This window comes from Mesorhizobium sp. UC74_2 (assembly GCF_042701485.1).
GTDB lineage: Bacteria > Pseudomonadota > Alphaproteobacteria > Rhizobiales > Rhizobiaceae > Mesorhizobium.
On the sequence record NZ_CP170562.1, the window covers coordinates 5562501 to 5584036 of the forward strand.

Consider the following 21536-nt stretch of genomic DNA (forward strand, 5'->3'; position numbering starts at 1 on the left):
CCGGGTCCGGGACAATGTATGGTGGGTAGTTTGACTGGGGCGGTCGCCTCCTAAAGAGTAACGGAGGCGCGCGATGGTGGGCTCAGAACGGTCGGAAATCGTTCGCTGAGTGCAATGGCATAAGCCTGCCTGACTGCGAGACTGACAAGTCGAGCAGAGACGAAAGTCGGTCATAGTGATCCGGTGGTCCCGTGTGGAAGGGCCATCGCTCAACGGATAAAAGGTACGCCGGGGATAACAGGCTGATGACCCCCAAGAGTCCATATCGACGGGGTTGTTTGGCACCTCGATGTCGACTCATCGCATCCTGGGGCTGGAGCAGGTCCCAAGGGTATGGCTGTTCGCCATTTAAAGCGGTACGTGAGTTGGGTTCAGAACGTCGTGAGACAGTTCGGTCCCTATCTGCCGTGGGTGTAGGAATATTGAAAGGATCTGTCCCTAGTACGAGAGGACCGGGATGGACGTATCTCTGGTGGACCTGTTGTGGCGCCAGCCGCATAGCAGGGTAGCTATATACGGACGGGATAACCGCTGAAGGCATCTAAGCGGGAAACCCACCTTGAAACGAGTATTCCCTGAGAACCGTGGAAGACGACCACGTTGATAGGCCGGGTGTGGAAGAGCGGCAACGCTTGAAGCTTACCGGTACTAATAGTTCGATCGGCTTGATCGTTCTCATTCCTTATGCTCATCAAAAGCGCTCACGCTTGAGCGGCCCTAACGGGCCCAAGCTCCGCGAGGGCGCCGGATGAACCGGCGACGCGCAGTCGCGCTTGCGGGCAATAGCCCGTAACAAAACTGCAAGCGCCAATGGCACAAATACAGCTTCTCGATTACGTGCGTTTTGCCGACCTGGTGGTTATGGCGGAGCGGCTGCACCCGATCCCATTCCGAACTCGGCCGTGAAACGCTCCAGCGCCAATGGTACTTCGTCTCAAGACGCGGGAGAGTAGGTCGCTGCCAGGTCTGCTAAACGCACGTAAGATTCTCGATATGATCAAAGCAGCCATCGGCCTGATGCCGGTGGGTCTGCTGCAGAACAATCTCTCTCACACTCAAATTCAGTCGGTTTCGCGCATCGTCGCCCAGCGACTTTGGCGCAATGCGCCGGGGCTTGCCATTAACCCTGGATGCCCCGCTGCTTCCGCAACGACAATCGTCGTCGGCAGGAACTGCCCTTCCCCGACACACTGGATCCACTCGGCGCTGATCGGCAATGCCTGTGGGACGCGGGCGCGAACCATCGCCATTCCCGGAGACCTGATTTCAGATCCTGGCGCTGCCGACCTGTCCAGACAGCAGAAAAATCTGGCGGCAGTCTCCGAGCCTTACGGTGTCGGCGCGACCGCCTTGATTTACCTGTACAAGCCTGTCTTTTGTGACACCCAAGCCGGGTCACGTCGCTGTGCCAAAACGGATCTGTTCCTGCTGTCCAGGCCGTTTTCGGAAGGGACTGTTAACCATCGCTTCCTATGTCTCAGGGGACATTCAATCGGCGAGTCTCCAGTATGGCATCCATGCGTTTTTCTCGGGCAAATCTCACGGCTGCAGTGCCTGGAGAGGATGAGCAGCATCGCCACGAGGCCGCGCAGCCGCACGCGATCGATTTTACCGGCCGGATCACCAGCCGTGACAGCAACGCGCACACATATGTAAAGCCCCAGAACGATGGTGCGGTGTTCCCCAATTTCGGCGGCGAGGGTGAGTTCGCCCGCCCGGAATGGCAGGACTATTTCTTCTTGGCGCCGAATGTGCGTTTCACCCGCACGCCCGACCGCGAGATCAAGAAGATCTCGGCGGAGGACGGCGAGCACGAGCAGCCCGGCGAGCAACCGGTAGCCATCGTTTCCCAGGCCACTCCGCGTGTATCGGCTCCCGCCGCCAAGCCGGCTTCTCCAGAGCCACGGGCTACCGCCCCATCCATGCAGCAGCCTTCGCCCAGGCGTGTCGTGGATCAGGCTGCAGCAGCGCCCGCCACCGGGGTATCTGCCGCGACTGTGAGCCAGCCTGCAGCCCCACAACCCATAGCGAAAGCCCCCACACCCCGGCGCAATACACGCTGGTCGTATATCTCGGACCATGCCTTCTTTGAATTTGCTTCCGAATTCTCGCCGCAGCACGCGATATCCCCTGCCCCGGTGCCGGTGGTCTCGGCAGCGGTCAAGCCTGCAGCCCCTGCAGTAGCGCCTCGCCAGCCTGAGCCAAGGCCGATCGTGTCGCCGGACGTGACCTCTCTCTACCGGGTCATCGAGGTGTCCGCTTCCATGCAGCTGACGCCGATCGATGTCACCAAGTCACCGGTCCCGGCAGAGACAGTCGAGATCGCTACGCCTGCCGTTGAAACACCAGTTGCCGCGGCAGCATCGGCCAGCAGGCCGGTTGCCGCCAACGATGCCGCGCCGGCTGCTCCGGCGCGCACCGTCGAGATCACCATGCCGGCGCCGCGCCAGTCGCTGCCGATGGTCGGCAAGGTAACCCAGGTTGAGCCGGGCGACTACGAGCTGCCGTCGGAAGAGCTGCTGCAACTGCCACCGGAGGGACAGGGTTTCTACATGTCGCAGGAGCGGCTGGAGCAGAATGCCGATCTTCTCGAAAGCGTGCTGGAGGATTTCGGCGTCAAGGGCGAGATCATCCATGTCCGCCCAGGCCCCGTCGTCACCCTCTACGAGTTCGAACCAGCACCGGGCGTGAAGTCCTCACGCGTCATCGGCCTCGCCGACGACATCGCCCGTTCGATGTCGGCGATTTCGGCGCGTGTCGCCGTTATCCCGGGACGCAACGTCATCGGCATCGAACTGCCGAACGAGACCCGTGAGACCGTCTATTTCCGTGAATTGATCGAGTCCGACGGCTTCCGCAACACGGGTTGCAAGCTGGCGCTCTGCCTGGGCAAGACCATCGGCGGCGAGCCTGTCATCGCCGAGCTTGCCAAGATGCCCCACCTGCTCGTCGCCGGTACCACTGGCTCTGGCAAATCGGTGGCCATCAACACCATGATCCTGTCGCTGCTCTACCGGCTCAAGCCGGAGGAGTGCCGCCTCATCATGGTCGACCCGAAAATGCTGGAGCTGTCGATCTATGACGGCATTCCGCATCTTTTGACGCCGGTCGTCACCGATCCCAAGAAGGCAGTCACCGCGCTCAAGTGGGCGGTGCGCGAGATGGAGGACCGCTATCGCAAGATGGCGCGGCTCGGCGTGCGCAACATCGACGGCTACAACCAGCGCGCCGCGGTCGCCCGCGACAAGGGCGAGGTCGTGGTGATGCAGGTCCAGACCGGTTTCGAGAAGGGTACCGGCGCGCCGCTGTTCGAGGATCAGGAGATCGACCTCGCGCCGATGCCTTACATCGTCGTCATCGTCGACGAGATGGCCGACCTGATGATGGTCGCCGGCAAGGAGATCGAAGGCGCCATCCAGCGCCTCGCCCAGATGGCCCGTGCCGCCGGCATCCACCTGATCATGGCGACGCAGCGCCCATCGGTCGACGTCATCACAGGCACCATCAAGGCCAACTTCCCGACCCGCATCTCCTTCCAGGTCACCTCGAAGATCGATTCGCGCACGATCCTTGGCGAACAGGGTGCCGAACAGCTGCTCGGCCAGGGCGACATGCTGCACATGGCTGGTGGCGGCCGCATTGCCCGCGTGCATGGCCCGTTCGTCTCCGACGCCGAGGTCGAGCATGTCGTCAACCACCTCAAGTCGCAGGGACGGCCCGAATATCTCGAGACGGTCACCGCCGACGAAGAGGAAGAACTGCCCGAGGTCGACGAGAGCCCGGTATTCGACAAGAGCGGCATGGGCGCCGAGGATGGCGACAACCTCTATGACGAGGCGGTCAAGGTGGTGCTGCGCGACAAGAAGTGCTCGACCTCTTACATCCAGCGCCGCCTCGGCATCGGCTACAACCGCGCCGCCTCGATCGTCGAGCGCATGGAAAAGGAAGGTATCGTCGGTGAGCCCAATCATGTTGGCAAGCGCGAGATCATCCGGTAACCGGGATCGCAAACCGCTCCCAGAAAAGCCGCCCGGTCTTCGGGCGGTTTTTTTTTATGATACGTCTGGCCCGCGCCAGAAGACCTGGTCAGCTGACATCGCTGTTCCAAGGCAGTGCCGGCACCTTGGAACAGCGAACGGGAGACAAAAGATGCGGATTGTCGTTGCCAGGCTGAATCATGAAACCAACACCTTCTCGCCGGTCGTGACGACACTCGCCTCCTTCGACCCGCAATGGGACGAAGCGGCTCGGATTTTCGGCAAGGGTTCCAACACCGCGCTCGCCGCGTTCCATGCATACGCAGAACGGATCGGTGCCGAACTGGTGACGCCACTGGCGGCGACGGCCAATCCCAGCGGGCCGGTCGACAACGAATCATTTGAGACGATGGCGGGCGCTATCCTTCGGGCGGTGGAAGCGGGTTGCGATGCGATATTGCTCGACCTGCACGGCGCCATGGTCACGGATCGTTTCGACGATGCCGAAGGGGAGCTGCTCGCACGTATAAGGCAGAGCGCGCCGCGGGTTCCGCTTGGCGTCGCGCTCGACCTGCACGGCAACATCACGCAACGCATGGTCGACAATTGCGATTGCATCGTCGGTTTCAAGACTTATCCGCATATCGACATGTACGCGACCGGCGAGCATGTCACGCGCATCATCGACAGGATGCTCGACGGCACCGCCAGCCCGAGGCAGCACTGGGTCCACCCACCCATGCTTGCCGCGACATTGCGCATGAACACCAATGTCGCCTGTGCGATGACCGAAATCGTCGATCTGGCGATCGAGGCGGAAAAGCGCGATGGAGTCCACGCCGTCACTTTGTTCGGCGGTTTTCCGATTGCGGACATAGCGGAGACCGGCGTGTGCGTCGTGGTGGTGGCAGATCATGCGGACACAGCCCGGGCAGTGGCCAGTGAGATCGCCGAACAGGCCTGGCGGCGACGTGCCGAATTCCTCTATGACGAGCTAGCGCTGGAGATGTCGCTGGCAGCCGCGGTGGAGGCCTCGCACAAACCGGGGACGGGCCCGGTGCTCCTGCTCGATCATGGCGACAACTGCATGTCGGGCGGCACCTGCGATACGATGGACGTGCTGGAAGCCATGCTTCGAATGGGCCTCTCCGGGATTGTCGCCGGCCCGATCTGTGATCCCGCGTCGGTCGAAGCCCTGATTTCCGCCAGCGTTGGCGCGGTCACCACCATCGATCTCGGCAACAGGATGAAGGCGGAAGGCTTCGTCGCGCCGCGAGAACCCTTAAAGCTCCAGGGACGTGTCGCTGCGATCAGCGACGGCAACTACATCGTTTCGGGTCCGATCTATACGGGCCAGCTTTGCAGGATGGGGCGCGCGGTCAAATTCGAGACCACCAATGCGTCGATCCTGATCACTGAGCTGCCGCATGAGCCGTGGGATCTCGGCGTCTTTCACTGCACTGAGCTCGATCCGCTGGCGGCGCGTTTCCTGTTGCTCAAGTCACGCATGTATTGCCGGCCGGTGTTCGAGCCGCGTTCGAGGGCTGTCGTCGAATGCGCCAGCTCCGGCGTCACGAGCTCCAACTACGAGCTGTTCTCGTTCCACAAGCTCGCGAGGCCGGTCTATCCGCTGGATACCGGCGTCCAGTGGGCGCCGGCTGCCTAGAGCGGAAAGCGATCAGGACGATTCGACACTCCGCTCCATCTTTCTGTCTGCCGCATGATCTCATCCGAAAAGTCTGCAACGTTTCGGGATCATGCCCTATGCGGCCTGGAGCTTGTCCCCGACCGGCGTCGCCTGCGCAGGGACGAGATTGACCCAGGCCTTGATCGGGAGATGGTCGGAAGCCAGCCGCGCCAGGGGCGTGTCGTGAGCGATGACAGGCGACAGGATATCCTTGCGGTTTGAGATCAGGCGGTCGAGCGCCAGCAATGGCAATCGTGATGGAAAACTGGGGACGGCGGGCGGCAGTTCCCCAAACGCGGTCTCGAACATGGCGAGCGCGGAACGGTCGTTGAGGCGCCATTCGTTGAGGTCGCCCATCAGCAGGGTCGGGGTCTCGCGTCTGTCGTTCATGATATCCAGGATCGCGCGAACCTGCCGGGTGCGCGAACGGCGAAGAAGACCGAAATGCGCCGCGACGATCCGGATGATACCACCCGCTTCCAGTTCTATTTCCGCGACCACTGCACCGCGCGGCTCCAGCCCGGGCAGCTTGACCTGGTGGACGTCGCGCACACTGCCGCGCCTGAAGAGAACGACATTTCCATGCCAGCCATGTGCCTTGAGCTGCCCCGGGATCGGCACCGCGGTGAGCCCGGCTTCACGCTCCAGGCGCACCAGATCCAGCAAACCGGTGCGATCACCGAAGCGCTTGTCCGCCTCCTGCAGGGCGATGACATCGGCATCGATCTCGTGGATGACGCGGCCGGTCCGTTCCGGATCGAACTTCCCGTCGGTGCCCACGCATTTATGGACATTGTAGGAGGCGACGAGCACACCGGCCTGCTCGGCGCTCGCGATCGCCGGTTCCGCCTGGTCCCGGCGCATGCGGATGCGCTCGAGGATGTTTGCAGGGATGCCACCGCCCAGCCGGTGCATGGTGCTTCTTGATTCCTTGCTGATCATCAGTCCCAAGCCCGTGTCGTCTTTTTCTAACTAGAGCAGTTCCAGGAAAAGTGTGTAGCGGTTTTCTCTGCAACCGGCAGAACGCCAAAGGACTCGGTCAAAGATAAGGCGAACCAAGCCACAGAATCCGGTCGATCAAGCGTACAAGAAACGGACGCTGACGCAATTCCGGCAGCGTGACCTCTTTTGCCGAGCCGACCGCGGTTTCGATGCGTGCCTCGATTTTTTCGGCAAAGGCAGGATCCAGCACTTCAAGGTCGATCTCGAAATTCAACCTGAGCGAGCGGGGGTCGAGGTTCGACGAACCGATGAAAGCCCAGGTGGAATCGACGACAAGCAGTTTGGAATGGTTGAATGGCCCCTGTGCGCGCCAGACCTTGCAGTAGCTTCTAAGGACCTGGTCGAACTGGGCGGTCATGGCACGGTCGACGAGAACGAGGTTGTTGACGGACGGCACGACGATATCGATATCGACGCCGCGCCGTGCCGCGGTGGTCAGGGCGCTGATCAATTCCCGGTCCGGCAGGAAATAGGGCGACATGATGCGTATGGATCGGCGGGCGACCGAAAAGGCCGCCATCAGCATCTTGTGATTGGCCTCCAGGCTGGCATCGGGTCCGGAAGGCAGCGCACGCATGAGCATCGGCGAGCCCGGATCTCCGGCCGCGTCAAACGCGATATGCCAGGCATCGCCCTGCAGCTGCTCCCCGCTGGCGAAAAACCAGTCTTCGGCGGCAACCGAGAAGATGTCGGAGACTACCGGACCGTCGATGCGGAAATGGGTGTCGCGCGCCATGTCGGCGCCGGCGAATTCGGCGGTGAAAGCCTGCCTTATGTTCATTCCACCCATGAAGGCCACGGCGCCATCAGCGACCAGGATCTTGCGGTGGGTTCGCAGATTGGCATAGGGCAGACGCAGCCCGACGATGATGCTGCCGTTGAACACGTCGGTGGGGACACCGCCCTTCTGCAGATAGCCGACAATGCTGGGAACCGAGTAGCGGGCCCCGACCGCATCGATCAGCACACGCACGGCAACACCGCGTCGCACGGCTTTTATCAAGGCATCGGCGATGCGCAGTCCGATCGGATCTCGGTCGAAGATATAGGTCTCGAGGATAATGCTGCGTTGCGCGCCGTCGATCGCCGCGATCATGGCGGCATAGGCTTCATCGCCGCTTTCGATCATGGTGACGGCATTTGCCGTGGTCAGGACGTGGTGGGTTATCCTGTCGCCGGCGGTCTTGAGTGCCACAAAACGCGGGCCGAACCGGGCTTCGATGGAGCTGTTGGTTGCATCGAAGCGCGTGTGCTCGAGCACCGCGCGCCCTGCCGCCGCCCGCTCCGCCGCGAGCGAGACGCCCCTGATCCGGTTTATGCCGGCAATGGCATAAAGCGCGGCGCCAATGAATGGCGACAGGATGATGATACCGACCCAGCCGATGGCCGCCCGCACTTCATCCTTGGTCATCGCTGCATGTGCGGCAGCGACTGCCGTAATCACCATCGAGACGGCGGCGAGGAATTGGGGCCAATGGGTGGTGATAGATGTCCACATGGCGGACATCTATGCAGTTATCTTCAACGCCGTCGATTGATATCCTTGAAGGGGCCTACGGGTTCCCACCAGCTTGCCAACCCTATCGCCGGATTCCGTTGTGGGATGGAATGTCCTCGTCCGGAGCCGGGCTCCCTTCCTCAGGGGCCGGGCCTTCTTCGTTCGATGGCATCGCCTCATCCGGCCGCAGGGTTTTGCCGCCATCGTCGGGCAGTTCTTCATCTACAGGCGAGTCGATCTCGGGCACCTGGCCTCGGTCTTCGAGGACCTCGCTCTCGCCCCGCTGTGAAGACTGGGGTTGCTCACGGCTGAAGTTGGTGTTCCCGCCATCGTCTTCGTTGTTTTCCGATCGCACATTGGTTTCATTTGTCACGGCCTTTTCAACGGTGAAGTCGACATCTGCCGGCAGGGGCTCAACAGCTGCCCGCGACAGGTCTTCTTCGGGCAGCGCAACATAGATGTTGGTCGTCTCGTTGGTCACACTGTAGATCGTCTCATAGGTGACGTCCTGATAGATCGCCGGCTGACTGACTTCCAGGATGGGGTTGTCGATGATGATCGGGTCGTCGTACCAGCTTGAAGCCAGGCCGTCATAATATCCGTCATAGTAACCGTCCCAATAATCGTCGAAGCGCGGTGATATGTAGTAAGGGTTGTCGAAATATACGTAATAAGCGGGATAGTAGGTTCGTGTCGTCACAACGAAAGCGTCGAAATATCCTGCGAACACCACAAGCATGAACGCGGCGCGCTGATAGACCACCGGATCCTCAAAGCGCCCGTCGAGATAGGCGATCTCACGATGCATGCGCCGAACTTCGGCCCGCAGCGCGGCGTTGTCCGCCACCTGGTTCTCCAGAATGCGAACCCTGGCGGTGAGATTGGAGACTTTCCTTTTGAGAGCATGCACTTGTGCCCTTGAGGCCTTTGGGGTCGATTTTGCCGGCTTGGAAAGCACATAGCGCGAGGAGTATGCGGACCAGGCCCCATTGAGCCGCTGCAACGCTTTCGTGGCGTCGCTGTTCTTCGTTGCCGACAGCGCGTATCGGGTCTGGAGATCTCCTACGGCCCTCGACACAGCTTTTGTGCCTTTGGCGATGGATGCCGCGTTTTTCGATCCCAACGCCCCTTCGAGATTCTGCATGGCCCTGGACGTTTCAGTCACGGCCGCAACAACGTTTGCGCCGCTCCGACGCCTGCTGTCGGCGGAGGCGTCCCTGAAGCTGAAGGCCATCGCTGCCAGAGATCCGCGCATGTCCCTGAGCAGGGCGGGAGCATTCATCTCAACCGGCGCGGATGCATGTGCCTCGGTCGCCATTGCGAGACGGGGGCCGAAAATGGGCGCGATCAGCGGCGTCGCGGTGTTCATCGCTGCTGCTGCCAGCGCTATGCCGAACGTGAAAGGCCGCTTTTGGGTCGAGATCAAGGGACATGTCTCCTGGGAAAACGTTGCGGGTTGGCATTGCCGGTCAAAAGTCCGGTGTTCGGGACGTGTCAGAACCGAACTCCAGCCAGTGCGGGAGGACTTGCTTCAACGGCTAAGAAAGCAGCCCATGTGTTTCCACTCGTGGCATTGCAGCACTCGATACAGGTTCGATGAGGGTCGGTGCTGCACCAGGGGATTGCGAGTGCTATCGCGCACAGGATGGTTACGAAAGCGAAGCCGGGGATGAGACGAGACACCATTCTTCCCCCTTGCCTGCCGTGACGCGCTTGTGGGTTGCCCTGTTTCATAGGCGCGTTTCTAAACCGGCCAAGCTGACAGGCCCCTGAAGCGATTGTCAGCGAATTTTCAGCTACGTTCCTATAGAGTGACGAGCAGATCCGGAGATTGCTGTGAGACGACTGGCTGGCTTGAGGTGTCTCGTGACATGCGGGGCGCTGCTGTTGCTCTTATCGGCAGGCGCGCACGCTCAGGATTCGGGCGAGGGCTCGGACGACGGCGGAAACGGCGGCGTCAGCAATTCGGATTCGGAGTCCGAAGACGCGGGCAGCGAGCAGGACGGTGGCATCTGGGGGGGCTATTCGGTTTCGCGACCGTCCCCGGAACCCGATGATACCGATCGGGGCAAGGACGCAGCCCTGGATGCGGTGCAGAACCAACACGCCCTTCCCTTGGACGCCATCGCTGCCGCGACCCGGAAGTTGACCAACGGCCAGATCCTGGACGCGCAGCTGAAGTCGGTCGGTGGGTCACTTCGCTATGAAATGAAGGTTCTTGAATCCGGGGATCAGCTCCGTCGCTATTCGTTCGATGCCCGAAGCGGTCGCCTGGTCGGAGTGAAATGACGGATGCGCGTTCTGGTCGCTGAAGATGATCGCCGCATTGCCCAGGCGCTTGGCCAGGCACTCGCCGCGGCAGGGTTTGCGATCGAGTTCGCCTCCCAGGGGGAAGATGTCTGGTTTCGCGGCGATACCGAGACATTCGATGCCGTCATCCTCGACCTGGGACTTCCGGACCTGGACGGATTGACGATCCTCAAGCGCTGGCGTCGAGCAGGACGTAACATGCCTGTGCTGATCCTGACTGCCCGCGGGCAATGGAATGAGAGGGTGGAAGGCATAGAGGCGGGTGCTGACGACTACGTGGTCAAGCCCTTTCGTATCGAAGAGGTCGTTGCCCGGATACGTGCCCTTGTGCGTCGCGCGAGCGGGTTCTCGTCCTCCCAGATCGAGGTCGGACAATACATGCTCGACACGCGCATGAAGCAGGTGACCCGCGACGGGCTGCCGGTATCGCTGACACCGCAGGAATACCGCCTCTTTGCTTTCATGGTGCATCAGCGGGCGAGAGTTGTCTCGCAACTGGAGATAACAGAGCATCTCTATTCGCAGGATTTCGCCAGGGACTCCAACTCCGTCGAGGTCCTGGTCGCTCGTCTGCGCAAACGCCTGGGCGCTGATGTGATCGTGACGCGCCGGGGGCTGGGATACACGCTCGGCGGCAATTTCTGATGAAATTTGGCTCGCTCAAGGTTCGGATGATTGTCGGGACCGCCGTCTCGATTGCTTTTGCGCTCGTTCTGGCCGGCATCGCGCTTGGCTACATGTTCGTTGAAAGCGTCGAGCGGGGAGCGCGGTCCGATCTTTCGGCAACCATGGCGCGTCTCGTGGCGCTGGTCGATCTGGACGTGACCGGTGCTGTACCGCGTCTTTCAGGCCGGTTGCCCGACCCCCGCTACGACACGCCACACAGCGGCCTTTATTGGCAGGTCCGCGATATGGACTCCCAGCGGACGATACGTTCCCGCTCGCTTTGGGACCGCATGCTGGAGACGGATCCCAAGCTGGAGGGGCAGCGGTTCTCGACGATGACGGGACCTGCAGGGCAGTCACTGATCGCCTTGTCGCTGAACGCGAACTTCAAGACCAACCAGCAGGACAAGCGTTATCAGATCATCGTTGCCCAGGACCGCTCCATACTCGACGATTCCATCAAGGACTTCGCCTGGTCAATGGTGATAGCCCTGCTTGTTCTGGGCGGTGCTCTCGTCGTCGTTGCTGTCCTGCAGGTGCATTTCGGTCTCTTGCCATTCAAGAAACTGCGTCAGGACGTCGAGAGCATTCGCAAGGGGACAGCCAGTTCGGTCGAAAGCAGCTATCCCGCAGAGGTTGTCCCCTTGGTCGTCGAGGTCAACGAACTGCTGGCGCTGCAGCAAAAATCCATCGAGTTCGCACGTTCGCGCGCCGCCGACCTCGCACACGGGCTCAAGACCCCGCTGTCCGTGATCGGCACCATCGCGCATGAACTGGAGGTGCGCGGCGATCATCACCATGCGGCCGTCATCTCCGACCTGGCGAATGAGATGCACGAGCGCATCGACTATCAACTGCGGCTGTCCCGGCTGCGTCATCGCGCACGGCTGCATGTGCTGAGGGCTCCGCTTAACCCCGTGGTGACGCGGGCGATGCTCGTTCTGCAGAAGACAAAAGAAGGCGAACGCCTCGAGTGGCAGGCCGACATGCAAGATCAGCTCGATGTCGATATCGATGCAAACGACCTCATCGAACTTGTCGGGATCGTTCTGGAGAACGCCGCAAAATGGGCGAGATCCGCAGTGAGCGTCCGACTCCACAAAGACGGCGATGTCGCTGAATTGAGAATAGGCGACGACGGACCGGGAATCGACCAGTCGAACTTAAATCTGGTCGGCGTGCGAGGGCGGCGTTTTGACGAGAGCGCGCCTGGAAGCGGTCTGGGGCTTGCAATCGCAAGAGAGATCATAGCCCTGAACAACGGATCGATGTCGTTTCAGAATCGCTCGAGTGGCGGCACGCTCGTCATCTTGAGACTGCCTCTCGCCTTGACCCAGAATGGCGCGGAAGGCGAAGGACCGAGCCGGCTGGCGGCTCCACATCCTGAGATCCACCACCTGACAGCCCCCATCAAACCGGCATAGCCGAACCCGGATGGGGCCTCGCATGCTCAGATATCCTGGGGAGATGCGCCGCAACCATGTTTCGGCCAAGCGAAAAACAGAAAAGGCCGCCAAACGGCAGCCTTTTTCTAACAGCTTGGTTTTCCGAAGGAAAACTGGAGCGGGTGAGGCGATTCGAACGCCCGACCCCAACCTTGGCAAGGTTGTGCTCTACCCCTGAGCTACACCCGCTCACACGGCCTTGGGCCGCAAGCCGGGCCTATATGGCCGAAGACCGCGCCGAATGCAACAGGGAAAAATGCGCTTTTTGCATCGTTGGCAAAACTGACCAAAACGCCTTGGCTTGCAGGCTCCCTCTGCTCTATGGATCAGGAGGATACGCGTTCAAGTGGCGCATGGATGGCCACGTCGAATCCTTGTGCGGCAATTGAGTGGAGCATCATGGCCAAGACAGAAGACGAGCTTTTCGCTTTCCTGGCCGGTTTGGGCATCGAAGTTTCGACACGCCGGCATGCACCGCTGTTCACCGTCGCCGATTCGCAGGCGCTGCGCGGCGAAATCGCCGGCGGGCACACCAAGAACCTGTTCCTCAAGGACAAGAAGGACAATTTCTTCCTGGTGACCGTCGACGAGGAAGCGGAGGTCGACCTGAAGCAGATCCACCATCTGATCGGCGCGGCCAGCCGGGTTTCGTTCGGCAAGCCCGAGAAGCTGCTGGAATTGCTAGGCGTCGTTCCCGGCGCCGTCACCGTCTTCGGACTGATCAACGACAGCGAAAAGCAGGTCAAGATCGTGCTGGACGCGCCGCTGATGGAAAACCCGGTCATCAACGCGCATCCGTTGACCAATGAAGCGACCACATCGATTACTTCGGGCGACCTGATCAGATTCATCGAGGCAACAGGCCACGAGCCTGTTATCTTGAAAGTCTCGGCGTGATCGCCACATTGGTGGCAAAACCAGCCCCTGCAGAACTGGGCCGCCGTTCTTGCCGGCGACCCGAAAGGACAAGATGATGAGTGACCAAAATCCGTTCGGCGGCATGGGCAACGCGTATACGACAACCGTGCAGTATGGCGGGCAGAACGGTGGAGCCGCGCCGGCAAATGGTGCAGCCGGCAACCTGATCAAGGACACGACCACGGCGACCTTTACTGCCGACGTTATCCAGGAGTCACGAAACCAGCCGGTGCTGGTGGATTTCTGGGCACCCTGGTGCGGGCCGTGCAAGCAGCTGACGCCGTTGCTGGAAAAGGCGATCAACGCCGCCGGCGGCACGGTGAAACTCGTCAAGATGAACATCGACGACCATCCTTCGATTGCCGGACAACTCGGCATCCAGTCCATTCCGGCGGTCATCGCCTTCAAGAACGGACAGCCGGTTGACGGCTTCATGGGCGCCATTCCCGAAAGCCAGATCCGTGAATTCATCGAGCGGGTGGGCGGTAAAGGCGGCGGCCAGCCGCAGCTCGCCGAGGCCCTGGCTGCCGCAACCGAGGCTCGTGGCGCCGGCGATATCCAGACCGCTGCCGATATCTATCAGTCGATCCTGGAGCAGGCGCCCGACACGGTCGAAGCGATAGCCGGCCTTGCCGAGATCCTGTTCGATGCCGGCGATACGGCTGGTGCGGAAGCCGTGCTGGCCCAGGTTCCGGAAGGAAAGGCGGATGCACCGGCGATCAGCGCCGTGCGGGCGCGGATAGCGCTTGCCGCGCAGGCGTCCGAACTCGGCAACCCGGCGGAATTCGAAAAGCGTCTTGCCGAGAACCCGAAGGATCACCAGGCTCGCTTCGACCTGGCCATGATCCAGAACGCCAACGGCGAACGCGAAAAAGCCGCAGACAATCTGCTGGCGATCGTCAAGGCCGATCGCGCCTGGAATGACGACGGCGCTCGTGCGCAGCTTTTGCAGCTGTTCGAAGCCTGGGGCATGACCGACGAGGTCACCTTGTCGACGCGCCGCAAACTGTCCTCGCTGCTGTTTTCGTAAAGCACAGCGCGGACGAGCCCTCGCTGGGAGCCCGGCAAGCCTCGAGGGGCATCAGCCGGTTTTTCGCGAGGCATGTGACTGGACAGGAAAAGGAATGCGCGCGGGAAACACGCGGTATCGGCTCGAAACCGATTTGCCTGCCTCGATCGCGGTTTTTCCGCTGGCGGGGGCGCTGCTTCTGCCCGGTGGGCGTTTGCCGCTGAATATTTTCGAACCGCGCTATCTGCAGATGGTGGACGATGTTCTTGGCGGCTCCAGGCTGATCGGCATGATCCAGCCAAGTCTCGATGGTGCACTGCGTGACGATGGCGAACCGGAACTGAGCGGCATCGGCTGCATCGGCAGGCTGACTTCCTACATGGAAACCGGCGACGGCCGTTATGTCGTTTCGCTTCAGGGGGTCTGCCGGTTCCGGGTCACGCAGGAACTCTCGGTGCGCACACCCTTCCGGCAATGCCGCGTGGCACCCTTCCTGGCAGACCTGGAGGAAGATCCGTCAGCATCGGCGGTTGATCGCACCGCCCTGCTCAAGGCCTTCAGGGCCTATCTGCAGGCCAATGATCTGGAAGCTGACTGGGAAAGCGTCAGCCGGGCCGACAACACCATGCTGGTCAATGCGCTGTCGATGATGGCGCCTTATGGCGCGGCCGAAAAGCAGGCACTTCTGGAGGCGCAGGACCTGAAGAACCGGGCCGAGACGCTGATCGCCATCACCGAAATGACGCTGGCGCGCGAGGGCGAGGATTCCGGGCCAGGTTTGCAGTAGAAACCCTGCAACAAGGCTGGAGATGCAAAGCATGGGTGAGCGGGAAGGCAAGAGGGTCGATGTCGACCCCAAGCTGCTGGAGCTGCTGGTGTGTCCGCTGACCAAGGGACCTCTGAGCTGGGACGCCGAACGCAGCGAACTGGTCTCGCGCGTTGCCAGGCTGGCCTATCCGGTGCGCGACGGGATTCCGATCATGCTGCCCTCCGAGGCACGGTCGATAGCGCCCGGTAAGGGTTGATCCCTGGAATTGTTGGCTGCTTTGCAAGCATCTGCCAATCCGGTTCTGGCCGGATCAGTGAAAGTTGCGGCCCTTCGGCATGACGCTCTGCGTCTCATCGGCAAGCGTGCGGAAATCCTGCTCCGATGGCTTCCGTTGCAGCTCGGGCATGCTGCCGTGACTTCGGCTGGCGGAACCGGTCAGAAGTTTCCTGCCGTCGGCCGATCTGGCGAGGTCTGGGTGCGTGTCTTCCAGCAAGGTCGACAGCCAGGGCGTCAGATCTTCGATCCTGTCTGCGACGATGTGAATGACATCCGACTCGCATTGTAACTTGCCGGTGACGCGGACGAAGCGTGCGCCCATGATGATCGGCCGAAAGCGCGCGAAAGTCGATTTCCAGAAGATCACATTGGCGACAGTCTTTTCATCCTCGAGGGTGAGGAAGATGGCATTGCCATTACCCGGGCGCTGGCGCACCAGCACAAGGCCGGCGACGGTGACGCGCCTGCCGTCCGGCACCGAGGAGAGCAGCGCATTCGGCGTAACACCGCTGCGGGTAAGCCGATCGCGCAGGAACGAGACCGGATGCGCCTTGAGCGACAGGCCGAGCGAACGATAATCGTGAATGACGTGTTCGCCCGACTGCATCATTGGCAGTTTCGTTGCCGGCTCTAGATCCGGAAGCCTTACGTCGGGCTGGTCGAAAAGAGGCAGTCGTTCCGCAGCCTTGCGACCATCCAGAGCGCGCACCGCCCACAGCGCGTCACGCCGGCTGATACCGAGCGAACGAAAGGCATCGGCCTCGGCCAGTTTTTCGATCTCGTCGGTATCGAGGCCGGAGCGAAGCCAGACATCGCGCACGGATTCGTAGCCGTCGCCGCGCCGTTTGATGAAGGTGTTCATCCTGTCTTCGGACAAGCCCCTGATCTGGCGAAACCCCAATCGCACGGCATGATCCGTTACGATGACGCCGCGCATTCCGGCATGACGGTTCACGATGCGATCGGCATCAAAGGATGCCTTTTCAAGCGTGCAATCCCAGACGGAGGTGTTGATGTCGACGTCGCGGACCTCGACGCCATGATCGCGGGCATCCCGCACCAGTTGGGCGGGTTGGTAGAAGCCCATCGGCTGCGAGTTGAGGATCGCGGCGCAGAAGACGTCGGGATAGAAGGTCTTGAACCAGCAGGACGCATAGACGAGCAGAGCGAAGGAGGCGGCATGGCTTTCCGGGAAGCCGTATTCGCCAAAACCTTCAATCTGCTTGAAGCAGCGTTCGGCAAATTCCCTGGGGTAGCCGCGCTCGACCATGCCATTGATCATGCGGTCGCGGTAGTTGCCGATGGTCCCGGTGCGCTTGAATGTCGCCATGGCGCGACGCAGTTGATCGGCCTCTCCGTTTGAAGCCGCCGGCGACGATGGCGATCTTCATGGCCTGTTCCTGGAACAGGGGCACGCCCATGGTCTTCCCCAAAATGTCCTTCAATTCCGGTTTGGGGTATTCGGCAGCTTCCTTGCCCTGTCTGCGCCGCAGATAAGGATGCACCATGTTGCCCTGGATGGGACCGGGGCGGACGATCGCAACCTCGATGACGAGATCGTAGAAAGTGCGTGGCCGCAAGCGCGGCAACATCGACATCTGCGCGCGGGATTCGATCTGAAAAACGCCCAGGGTGTCGGCGCGGCAGATCATATCGTAGACGCGCTGATCGCTTTCGGGGAGTGTCGCCAGGGAATAAGGCCTGCCGAATTCGTCGCGTGCGGGATAATGATCTTCCAGCAAAGTAAAGGCGCGCTTCAGGCAAGACAGCATGCCGAGCGCCAGCACATCGACCTTGAGGATCTTCACGGCGTCGAGATCGTCCTTGTCCCATTCGACCATCTTGCGCTCGTCCATCGCCGTCTTGATGATGGGCACGATCTCGTCGAGCCGGTCCTTGGTGATGACGAAGCCGCCGACATGCTGGGTGAGATGGCGCGGAAAACCCATGATCTCGTTGGCGAGATCGACCACGTGTCTGGTCAAGGGATCGCTCCGATCGAGACCGCCTGCCTGGGTTTCCCGTTCGCCGAGTTCGGATGAATACCAGCCCCAGATCGAGCTGGACAAAGCACTTCGAACATCTTCGGACAGACCCATGGCCTTGGCGACCTCACGCAGGGCCGAGCGGCCGCGATAGCTGGTGACGGCAGCGGCGAGTGCGGTGTGCTTTTCTTTGTACTTGTCATAGATGTAGGCGATGACTTCGTCTCGCCTCTCATGTTCGAAATCGACGTCGATATCGGGAGGTTCGTTTCGTTCCTCGGAGATGAAACGCTCGAAAAGCGTGTCGATCCGTTCGGGTCCCACTTCGGTAATGCCGACGCAGAAGCAGACGATCGAATTGGCGGCCGAACCGCGTCCCTGACACAGAATTCCCTTCTCGCGCGCGAAACGCATGATGTCGTGCACCGTCAGGAAATAGCGCGCATAGTTCAGGCGCTCGATAAGTGCCAGTTCCTCAAGGATGCGCTTGCGCACACCAGCCGGTACGCCGGCCGGGTAGCGGTTGGCTGCGCCTTCCCAAGCCAGCCTGGCCAATTCTTCCTGTGGCCCGAGACCCGACAGGGTCGGTTCGTCAGGGTAGTTGTATTCGAGTTCGCTCAGCGAAAACCGCAGCGTCTCGCTGAAGCGCCGCGTCTGTTCCAGCGCGTCCGGATAGCTGCGGAAAAGCCGCGCCATCTCGGCAACCGGTTTCATGTGGCGTTCGGCATTCGCCGCCAGCTCGAAACCGGCTTCGGCGACGGGGACATTGAGGCGGATCGCGGTGACCACATCCTGGAGCGGCCGGCGCGCGGGCGTGTGGTAGAGCACGTCATTGGTCGCCATCAGGGGCAGGCCGGCCGCGGCGGCCAGGGCGGCTGCCTGTTCCAGCCTGAAGCGGTCGTTGCCTTGATAATCGGGAGCCGCCACCAACCATAGATTGCCGTCGAAGCGATCTTTCAATTGGCGCAGCAAGGCCAGTTGCGTTTCGCCTTTGCCCAGGAGATCAGGCAGGACGGCGAGCGACAGGCGGTCGCCCCATTCCAGCAGGTCGCCCCGTTCAAGCAGCGTCGCGCCCTTTTCCGTCTCGGGACGCAGATTGGCCTGGGTGAGCATGCGGCACAGATGCCCCCACCCTTCGCGATCCTGCGGATAGGCCAGGATGTCGGGAGTGCCGTCGCTGAAAACCAGTCGGCAGCCGGGATGATAGGCTATGCCTTCGACCTTCGACTGCTGCCAGGCGCGTACGACACCTGCGACCGTATTGCGGTCGGCAAGGCCGACCGCCGAAAAACCATAAAGTTTCGCGGTGACGACCAGTTCCTCGGGGCGCGAGGCACCACGCAGGAATGAAAAATTCGACTGCACGCCGAATTCGACATAGGCCGGTGCGCGCTGAACAATCATGTTCATGCAAACACCCCGTGCATGAACCAGCGCGGCGGCGGCTTCGAAGCATCATAGAAGCCCTGGCGATAGAGCCAATAACGGCGGCCGTCGGTGTCCTCGATGCGGAAATAGTCACGCGTTGGTTCGTCTTTGCGCCACCATTCAGCGGCGAGACGTTCCGGCCCTTCGACCTTGGCGACGCGGTAGAGTGCCCGCCGCCAGCGGAATTGCCGCGGCGGACCGTCCGGAATTTCCGAGGCGGGGACTTCGACGGGTTCAGGCGCCTGAAACAGCCGGATCGGACGTTCCGGCTGGTAAGGCACGGCGGAAGGCAGTTCCCTGGGTCCGGCCGGCTTCTTCGGCGGCGAAATCCGCCGCGGTGCGTCCTGCCAATAAGGGATCACCGCAACGGCACGTTCCGGCAGGTGGCTTTCGACGGTGACCGGTTTCAGGATGGCCCCCTCGCCCAGGCGCGCACGGATACGGTCGGCGAACAGTGCCAGGTCTTCCCCACTGTCTTCGGTGGTATCGGCAAGGTCGGCCTGATGCATGTCGAAAGGAGCGGTCGCCAAGATGGCGAGGCGAACCAGATCGAAGCCGTAGCCGGCGTCGAAGTCCTCGGCGATCGCGGTCAGCTTTTCCTGGAACAATCTCAGGATCAACCGCGGCTCGCGCATCGACCGCGAGGTGCCGACGACAAGACGCGTAACCACGCCATCGACCCTGAAAAGCAGGAGCGCTACCGCGCGAGCGCCTTCACCCCGTCGCTCGAGATCGGTTTTCAATGCCGTTGCTAGCAGAAGCACCAGCCGTTCGATGTCATCGATCAAGGTGACGGGTTCGGCGAGGTGGCGTTCGACGGAAAGCGGAGCGATGGGCAGGCGTGGTGAGACGGCTTCGTCCTGCCGTCCGAGCGCCTGGTCGATGCGCAGGAGCAAGGCAACGCCGAAACGGCGCGCCAGCGGCGCGCGTGGTGCCGCCAGGACAGCGCCAACCGTACGCAGGCCAACGCTTTCCAGGCTGCCGCGGACGGCGGGTTCAAGGCGCAGTGCCGCGAGTGGCAGCGGGATGAGAAGGGCCTCTTCCTGTCCTATTTCGATAATACAGCGGCCGCGAAACCTGGCGGCAGCCCAGGCTGCCCCCGCTGTTGAAGCAATGCCGGCACGAACATCGAAGCCCTGGTGGAAGAAGCGGGCCAGGATCTCGTCAAGCATGGCGTGCTCGCCGCCGAACAGATGCGTGCAGCCGGTGATGTCGAGGAACAGGCCATCGGTACCATCGAGCGCGACCAGCGGCGTGTAGCGATCGCACCAGTCGGCGAGGCTTTCAAGCAGACGCAGGTCTGCCTGTGGGTCGGCCTCGACAACATCGATTGCCGGATGCATGGCGCGGGCATCGGCAATGCCCATGCCGGGTTTCAGCCGCAGTGCCTCGGCCCGTTCGTCAAGCGCGGCGATGCGCTGGGCGTTGCGGTCGCGATGGCTGATCACCAGCGGGCAATGGCTGGCGGGACGGGAACGCCAGGACCGGCCGTGCCGCTGCCGCAGGATCCGTTCCGCCGGAAGATAAGGGAACCATAGCGACAGGATTCTTTGCCCGGTTCTGGGTGTTCCATGGCCGCTGGTGGGTTGCGCCCGCGTGCGTTCGATCCAGGAATGTGCGTTCATCGGGGTTCCACTCCAATGTGAATTGTCCGGGCTGTGCGGCGCGGCTCTTGCCGATGGTGACAGCGATGCCAGGGCAGCCGATCGTGCCGTCCAGGGGGCCGGCCATGGTTTTGCGCAATGTGGCCGGCGCCGGCGCGACAACGAGGCGGACGGGGGCAGCGGTCGGCTCGGCAAAGGCGGCCTGACGCAGCAGGAAGACCGGCCGTTCCGCGGCGAGCGCGCGGCGATGCAGCCGGCGCGTGGCGGTAAGGTCGAGCCGGTCAGGATTGCCGCGCAGCTCCAGCACGACAGCAGAGAGTGCGCTCAAGCCTGCCGCTTCTTCGGCAATCCACAAGGCGTCGGTGATCTTCGGCGCCTCGGCGTAAAGCAGGTTCTCTGGTGCGATGCCGAAATTGGCCTCAAGTCCGCGCGCGTACGGAAAACCTGCCTCGCGAAAGATCTCGGTGGTACCGACCCACAGGATGGGTGCCGGGGTTTCCGTCGGCTTCAGCAGCAGGCCGGCAAGCGCCAGCGCAAAGCCGGCGACGGTGCCGGCATCGCGGGTCTCGACACCATGGAATTCGGTCAAGGCAGCCTTGGGCAGTCCGCCATTCAAGGCAGCATCAAAGCGGTTCGCACCAGTGGCGAGCAAGCCATGGCTTTCGGCCACGCCGCTGCGGCGTACCAGCATACGGTCCGCGTCGAAGCCGACCGGCACCTCAAGGCGCTCCGGCAGCGTTCCTTCAATCTTCGCGATCTGGCGGCGCAAGGCAAAAACAGTGTCTCGCGCCACGGCGTTTATCGCCATGTCGGTCAGCGTCCAGTCAATTTGTTCCTGTTATGTTCTTATAGATTCCAGAGGGCGGAATGAGAGTCAAGCGGACTCATGGAGAATTTATTCCTCTCCTGTCACGGTGAAAACAGTACCCGGATGTGCGCCGCGCTTGTTTTCCGAAAGCCTG

Annotated in this window: 15 protein-coding genes, 1 tRNA gene, 2 rRNA genes and 1 pseudogene (1 of these 19 only partly in view); 12 read left to right on the top strand and 7 right to left on the bottom strand. The window is 61.6% G+C overall.

Features of this window, described 5'->3' with window-relative positions; genetic code table 11:
• From ACFJIU_RS27035 to ACFJIU_RS27055, 5 genes are all read left to right on the top strand, one after another.
• Window positions 1-673 (top strand): 23S ribosomal RNA (locus ACFJIU_RS27035) (it extends 2125 nt beyond the left edge of the window).
• Window positions 674-851: 178 nt separating this feature from the next.
• A 5S ribosomal RNA gene (gene rrf, locus ACFJIU_RS27040) occupies window positions 852-966 on the top strand.
• A 27-nt stretch (window positions 967-993) separates the two neighbouring features.
• On the top strand, window positions 994-1656 hold the full coding sequence (locus ACFJIU_RS27045; RefSeq protein ID WP_379065173.1) for a hypothetical protein: 663 nt from the start codon (window positions 994-996) through the stop codon (window positions 1654-1656).
• A gap of 20 nt (window positions 1657-1676) precedes the next feature.
• Window positions 1677-3998 (top strand): DNA translocase FtsK, encoded by a 2322-nt coding sequence (locus ACFJIU_RS27050; protein WP_379065175.1) that lies wholly within the window; start codon window positions 1677-1679, stop codon window positions 3996-3998.
• Between the two features lie 151 nt (window positions 3999-4149).
• Window positions 4150-5643 (top strand): M81 family metallopeptidase, encoded by a 1494-nt coding sequence (locus ACFJIU_RS27055; RefSeq protein ID WP_379065177.1) that lies wholly within the window; start codon window positions 4150-4152, stop codon window positions 5641-5643.
• A gap of 96 nt (window positions 5644-5739) precedes the next feature.
• Here ACFJIU_RS27055 and ACFJIU_RS27060 read toward each other — a convergent pair whose 3' ends face one another.
• The 3 genes from ACFJIU_RS27060 to ACFJIU_RS27070 form a co-directional block, all read right to left on the bottom strand.
• Window positions 5740-6579, bottom strand: a complete 840-nt coding sequence (locus ACFJIU_RS27060; RefSeq protein WP_379073236.1) for an endonuclease/exonuclease/phosphatase family protein — start codon at window positions 6577-6579, stop codon at window positions 5740-5742.
• A 124-nt stretch (window positions 6580-6703) separates the two neighbouring features.
• A complete protein-coding gene (locus ACFJIU_RS27065; protein WP_379065179.1) occupies window positions 6704-8164 on the bottom strand; it encodes a phosphatidylserine/phosphatidylglycerophosphate/cardiolipin synthase family protein in 1461 nt (486 codons plus the stop codon).
• A gap of 82 nt (window positions 8165-8246) precedes the next feature.
• The gene (locus ACFJIU_RS27070; RefSeq protein WP_379065181.1) at window positions 8247-9533 is read right to left on the bottom strand and encodes a hypothetical protein; all 1287 of its coding nucleotides are present in this window, start codon (window positions 9531-9533) and stop codon (window positions 8247-8249) included.
• A 518-nt stretch (window positions 9534-10051) separates the two neighbouring features.
• On the opposite strand from ACFJIU_RS27070, the gene ACFJIU_RS27075 reads away from it, so the two are divergent.
• The 3 genes from ACFJIU_RS27075 to ACFJIU_RS27085 all read left to right on the top strand — a co-directional run bounded on the left by ACFJIU_RS27075 (window position 10052) and on the right by ACFJIU_RS27085 (window position 12564).
• A complete protein-coding gene (locus ACFJIU_RS27075; protein ID WP_379065183.1) occupies window positions 10052-10453 on the top strand; it encodes a PepSY domain-containing protein in 402 nt (133 codons plus the stop codon).
• A 3-nt stretch (window positions 10454-10456) separates the two neighbouring features.
• On the top strand, window positions 10457-11119 hold the full coding sequence (locus tag ACFJIU_RS27080; RefSeq protein ID WP_379065186.1) for a response regulator transcription factor: 663 nt from the start codon (window positions 10457-10459) through the stop codon (window positions 11117-11119).
• Between the two features lie 155 nt (window positions 11120-11274).
• Entirely contained in the window at window positions 11275-12564 is a 1290-nt protein-coding gene (locus ACFJIU_RS27085) for a sensor histidine kinase (RefSeq protein WP_379065188.1), read from the top strand.
• A gap of 135 nt (window positions 12565-12699) precedes the next feature.
• On the opposite strand, the gene ACFJIU_RS27090 is transcribed toward ACFJIU_RS27085, so the two are convergent.
• A tRNA-Gly gene (locus ACFJIU_RS27090) sits at window positions 12700-12774 on the bottom strand.
• 210 nt (window positions 12775-12984) lie between these two features.
• Between ACFJIU_RS27090 and ACFJIU_RS27095 the strand changes: the two genes are divergently transcribed.
• The 4 genes from ACFJIU_RS27095 (at window position 12985) to ACFJIU_RS27110 (ending at window position 15537) form a co-directional block, all read left to right on the top strand.
• The gene (locus ACFJIU_RS27095) at window positions 12985-13482 is read left to right on the top strand and encodes a prolyl-tRNA synthetase associated domain-containing protein (protein WP_379065190.1); all 498 of its coding nucleotides are present in this window, start codon (window positions 12985-12987) and stop codon (window positions 13480-13482) included.
• A 76-nt stretch (window positions 13483-13558) separates the two neighbouring features.
• A complete protein-coding gene (trxA, locus tag ACFJIU_RS27100) occupies window positions 13559-14533 on the top strand; it encodes a thioredoxin (protein WP_379073237.1) in 975 nt (324 codons plus the stop codon).
• 94 nt (window positions 14534-14627) lie between these two features.
• Window positions 14628-15299 carry an LON peptidase substrate-binding domain-containing protein gene (locus ACFJIU_RS27105; RefSeq protein WP_379065192.1) on the top strand — a complete coding sequence of 224 codons (672 nt, stop codon included), beginning with the start codon at window positions 14628-14630 and terminating at the stop codon, window positions 15297-15299.
• Between the two features lie 31 nt (window positions 15300-15330).
• Window positions 15331-15537 (top strand): Trm112 family protein, encoded by a 207-nt coding sequence (locus tag ACFJIU_RS27110; protein WP_379065194.1) that lies wholly within the window; start codon window positions 15331-15333, stop codon window positions 15535-15537.
• Window positions 15538-15591: 54 nt separating this feature from the next.
• Here the strand turns inward: ACFJIU_RS27110 and ACFJIU_RS27115 are convergent.
• The 3 genes and pseudogenes from ACFJIU_RS27115 to ACFJIU_RS27125 all read right to left on the bottom strand — a co-directional run bounded on the left by ACFJIU_RS27115 (window position 15592) and on the right by ACFJIU_RS27125 (window position 21382).
• Window positions 15592-18946, bottom strand: a pseudogene (locus ACFJIU_RS27115) (error-prone DNA polymerase).
• 2 nt (window positions 18947-18948) lie between these two features.
• Entirely contained in the window at window positions 18949-20418 is a 1470-nt protein-coding gene (locus ACFJIU_RS27120) for a DUF6504 family protein (protein WP_379065196.1), read from the bottom strand.
• Window positions 20372-21382 (bottom strand): ImuA family protein, encoded by a 1011-nt coding sequence (locus ACFJIU_RS27125; protein WP_379065197.1) that lies wholly within the window; start codon window positions 21380-21382, stop codon window positions 20372-20374. Before ACFJIU_RS27125 ends, ACFJIU_RS27120 begins: the two co-directional genes overlap by 47 nt.
• Window positions 21383-21536: the final 154 nt, after the last annotated feature.

Bases quoted from the DNA above. Each gene is read 5' to 3' on its own strand.
- ACFJIU_RS27045 (WP_379065173.1), top strand. From the start codon at position 994: ATGATCAAAGCAGCCATCGGCCTGATGCCGGTGGGTCTGCTGCAGAAC.
- ACFJIU_RS27055 (WP_379065177.1), top strand. From the start codon at position 4,150: ATGCGGATTGTCGTTGCCAGGCTGAATCATGAAACCAACACCTTCTCG.
- ACFJIU_RS27060 (WP_379073236.1), bottom strand. From the start codon at position 6,579: ATGCACCGGCTGGGCGGTGGCATCCCTGCAAACATCCTCGAGCGCATC.
- ACFJIU_RS27065 (WP_379065179.1), bottom strand. From the start codon at position 8,164: ATGTGGACATCTATCACCACCCATTGGCCCCAATTCCTCGCCGCCGTC.
- ACFJIU_RS27070 (WP_379065181.1), bottom strand. From the start codon at position 9,533: ATGAACACCGCGACGCCGCTGATCGCGCCCATTTTCGGCCCCCGTCTC.
- ACFJIU_RS27080 (WP_379065186.1), top strand. From the start codon at position 10,457: ATGCGCGTTCTGGTCGCTGAAGATGATCGCCGCATTGCCCAGGCGCTT.
- ACFJIU_RS27095 (WP_379065190.1), top strand. From the start codon at position 12,985: ATGGCCAAGACAGAAGACGAGCTTTTCGCTTTCCTGGCCGGTTTGGGC.
- trxA (WP_379073237.1), top strand. From the start codon at position 13,559: ATGAGTGACCAAAATCCGTTCGGCGGCATGGGCAACGCGTATACGACA.
- ACFJIU_RS27105 (WP_379065192.1), top strand. From the start codon at position 14,628: ATGCGCGCGGGAAACACGCGGTATCGGCTCGAAACCGATTTGCCTGCC.
- ACFJIU_RS27110 (WP_379065194.1), top strand. From the start codon at position 15,331: ATGGGTGAGCGGGAAGGCAAGAGGGTCGATGTCGACCCCAAGCTGCTG.
- ACFJIU_RS27125 (WP_379065197.1), bottom strand. From the start codon at position 21,382: ATGGCGATAAACGCCGTGGCGCGAGACACTGTTTTTGCCTTGCGCCGC.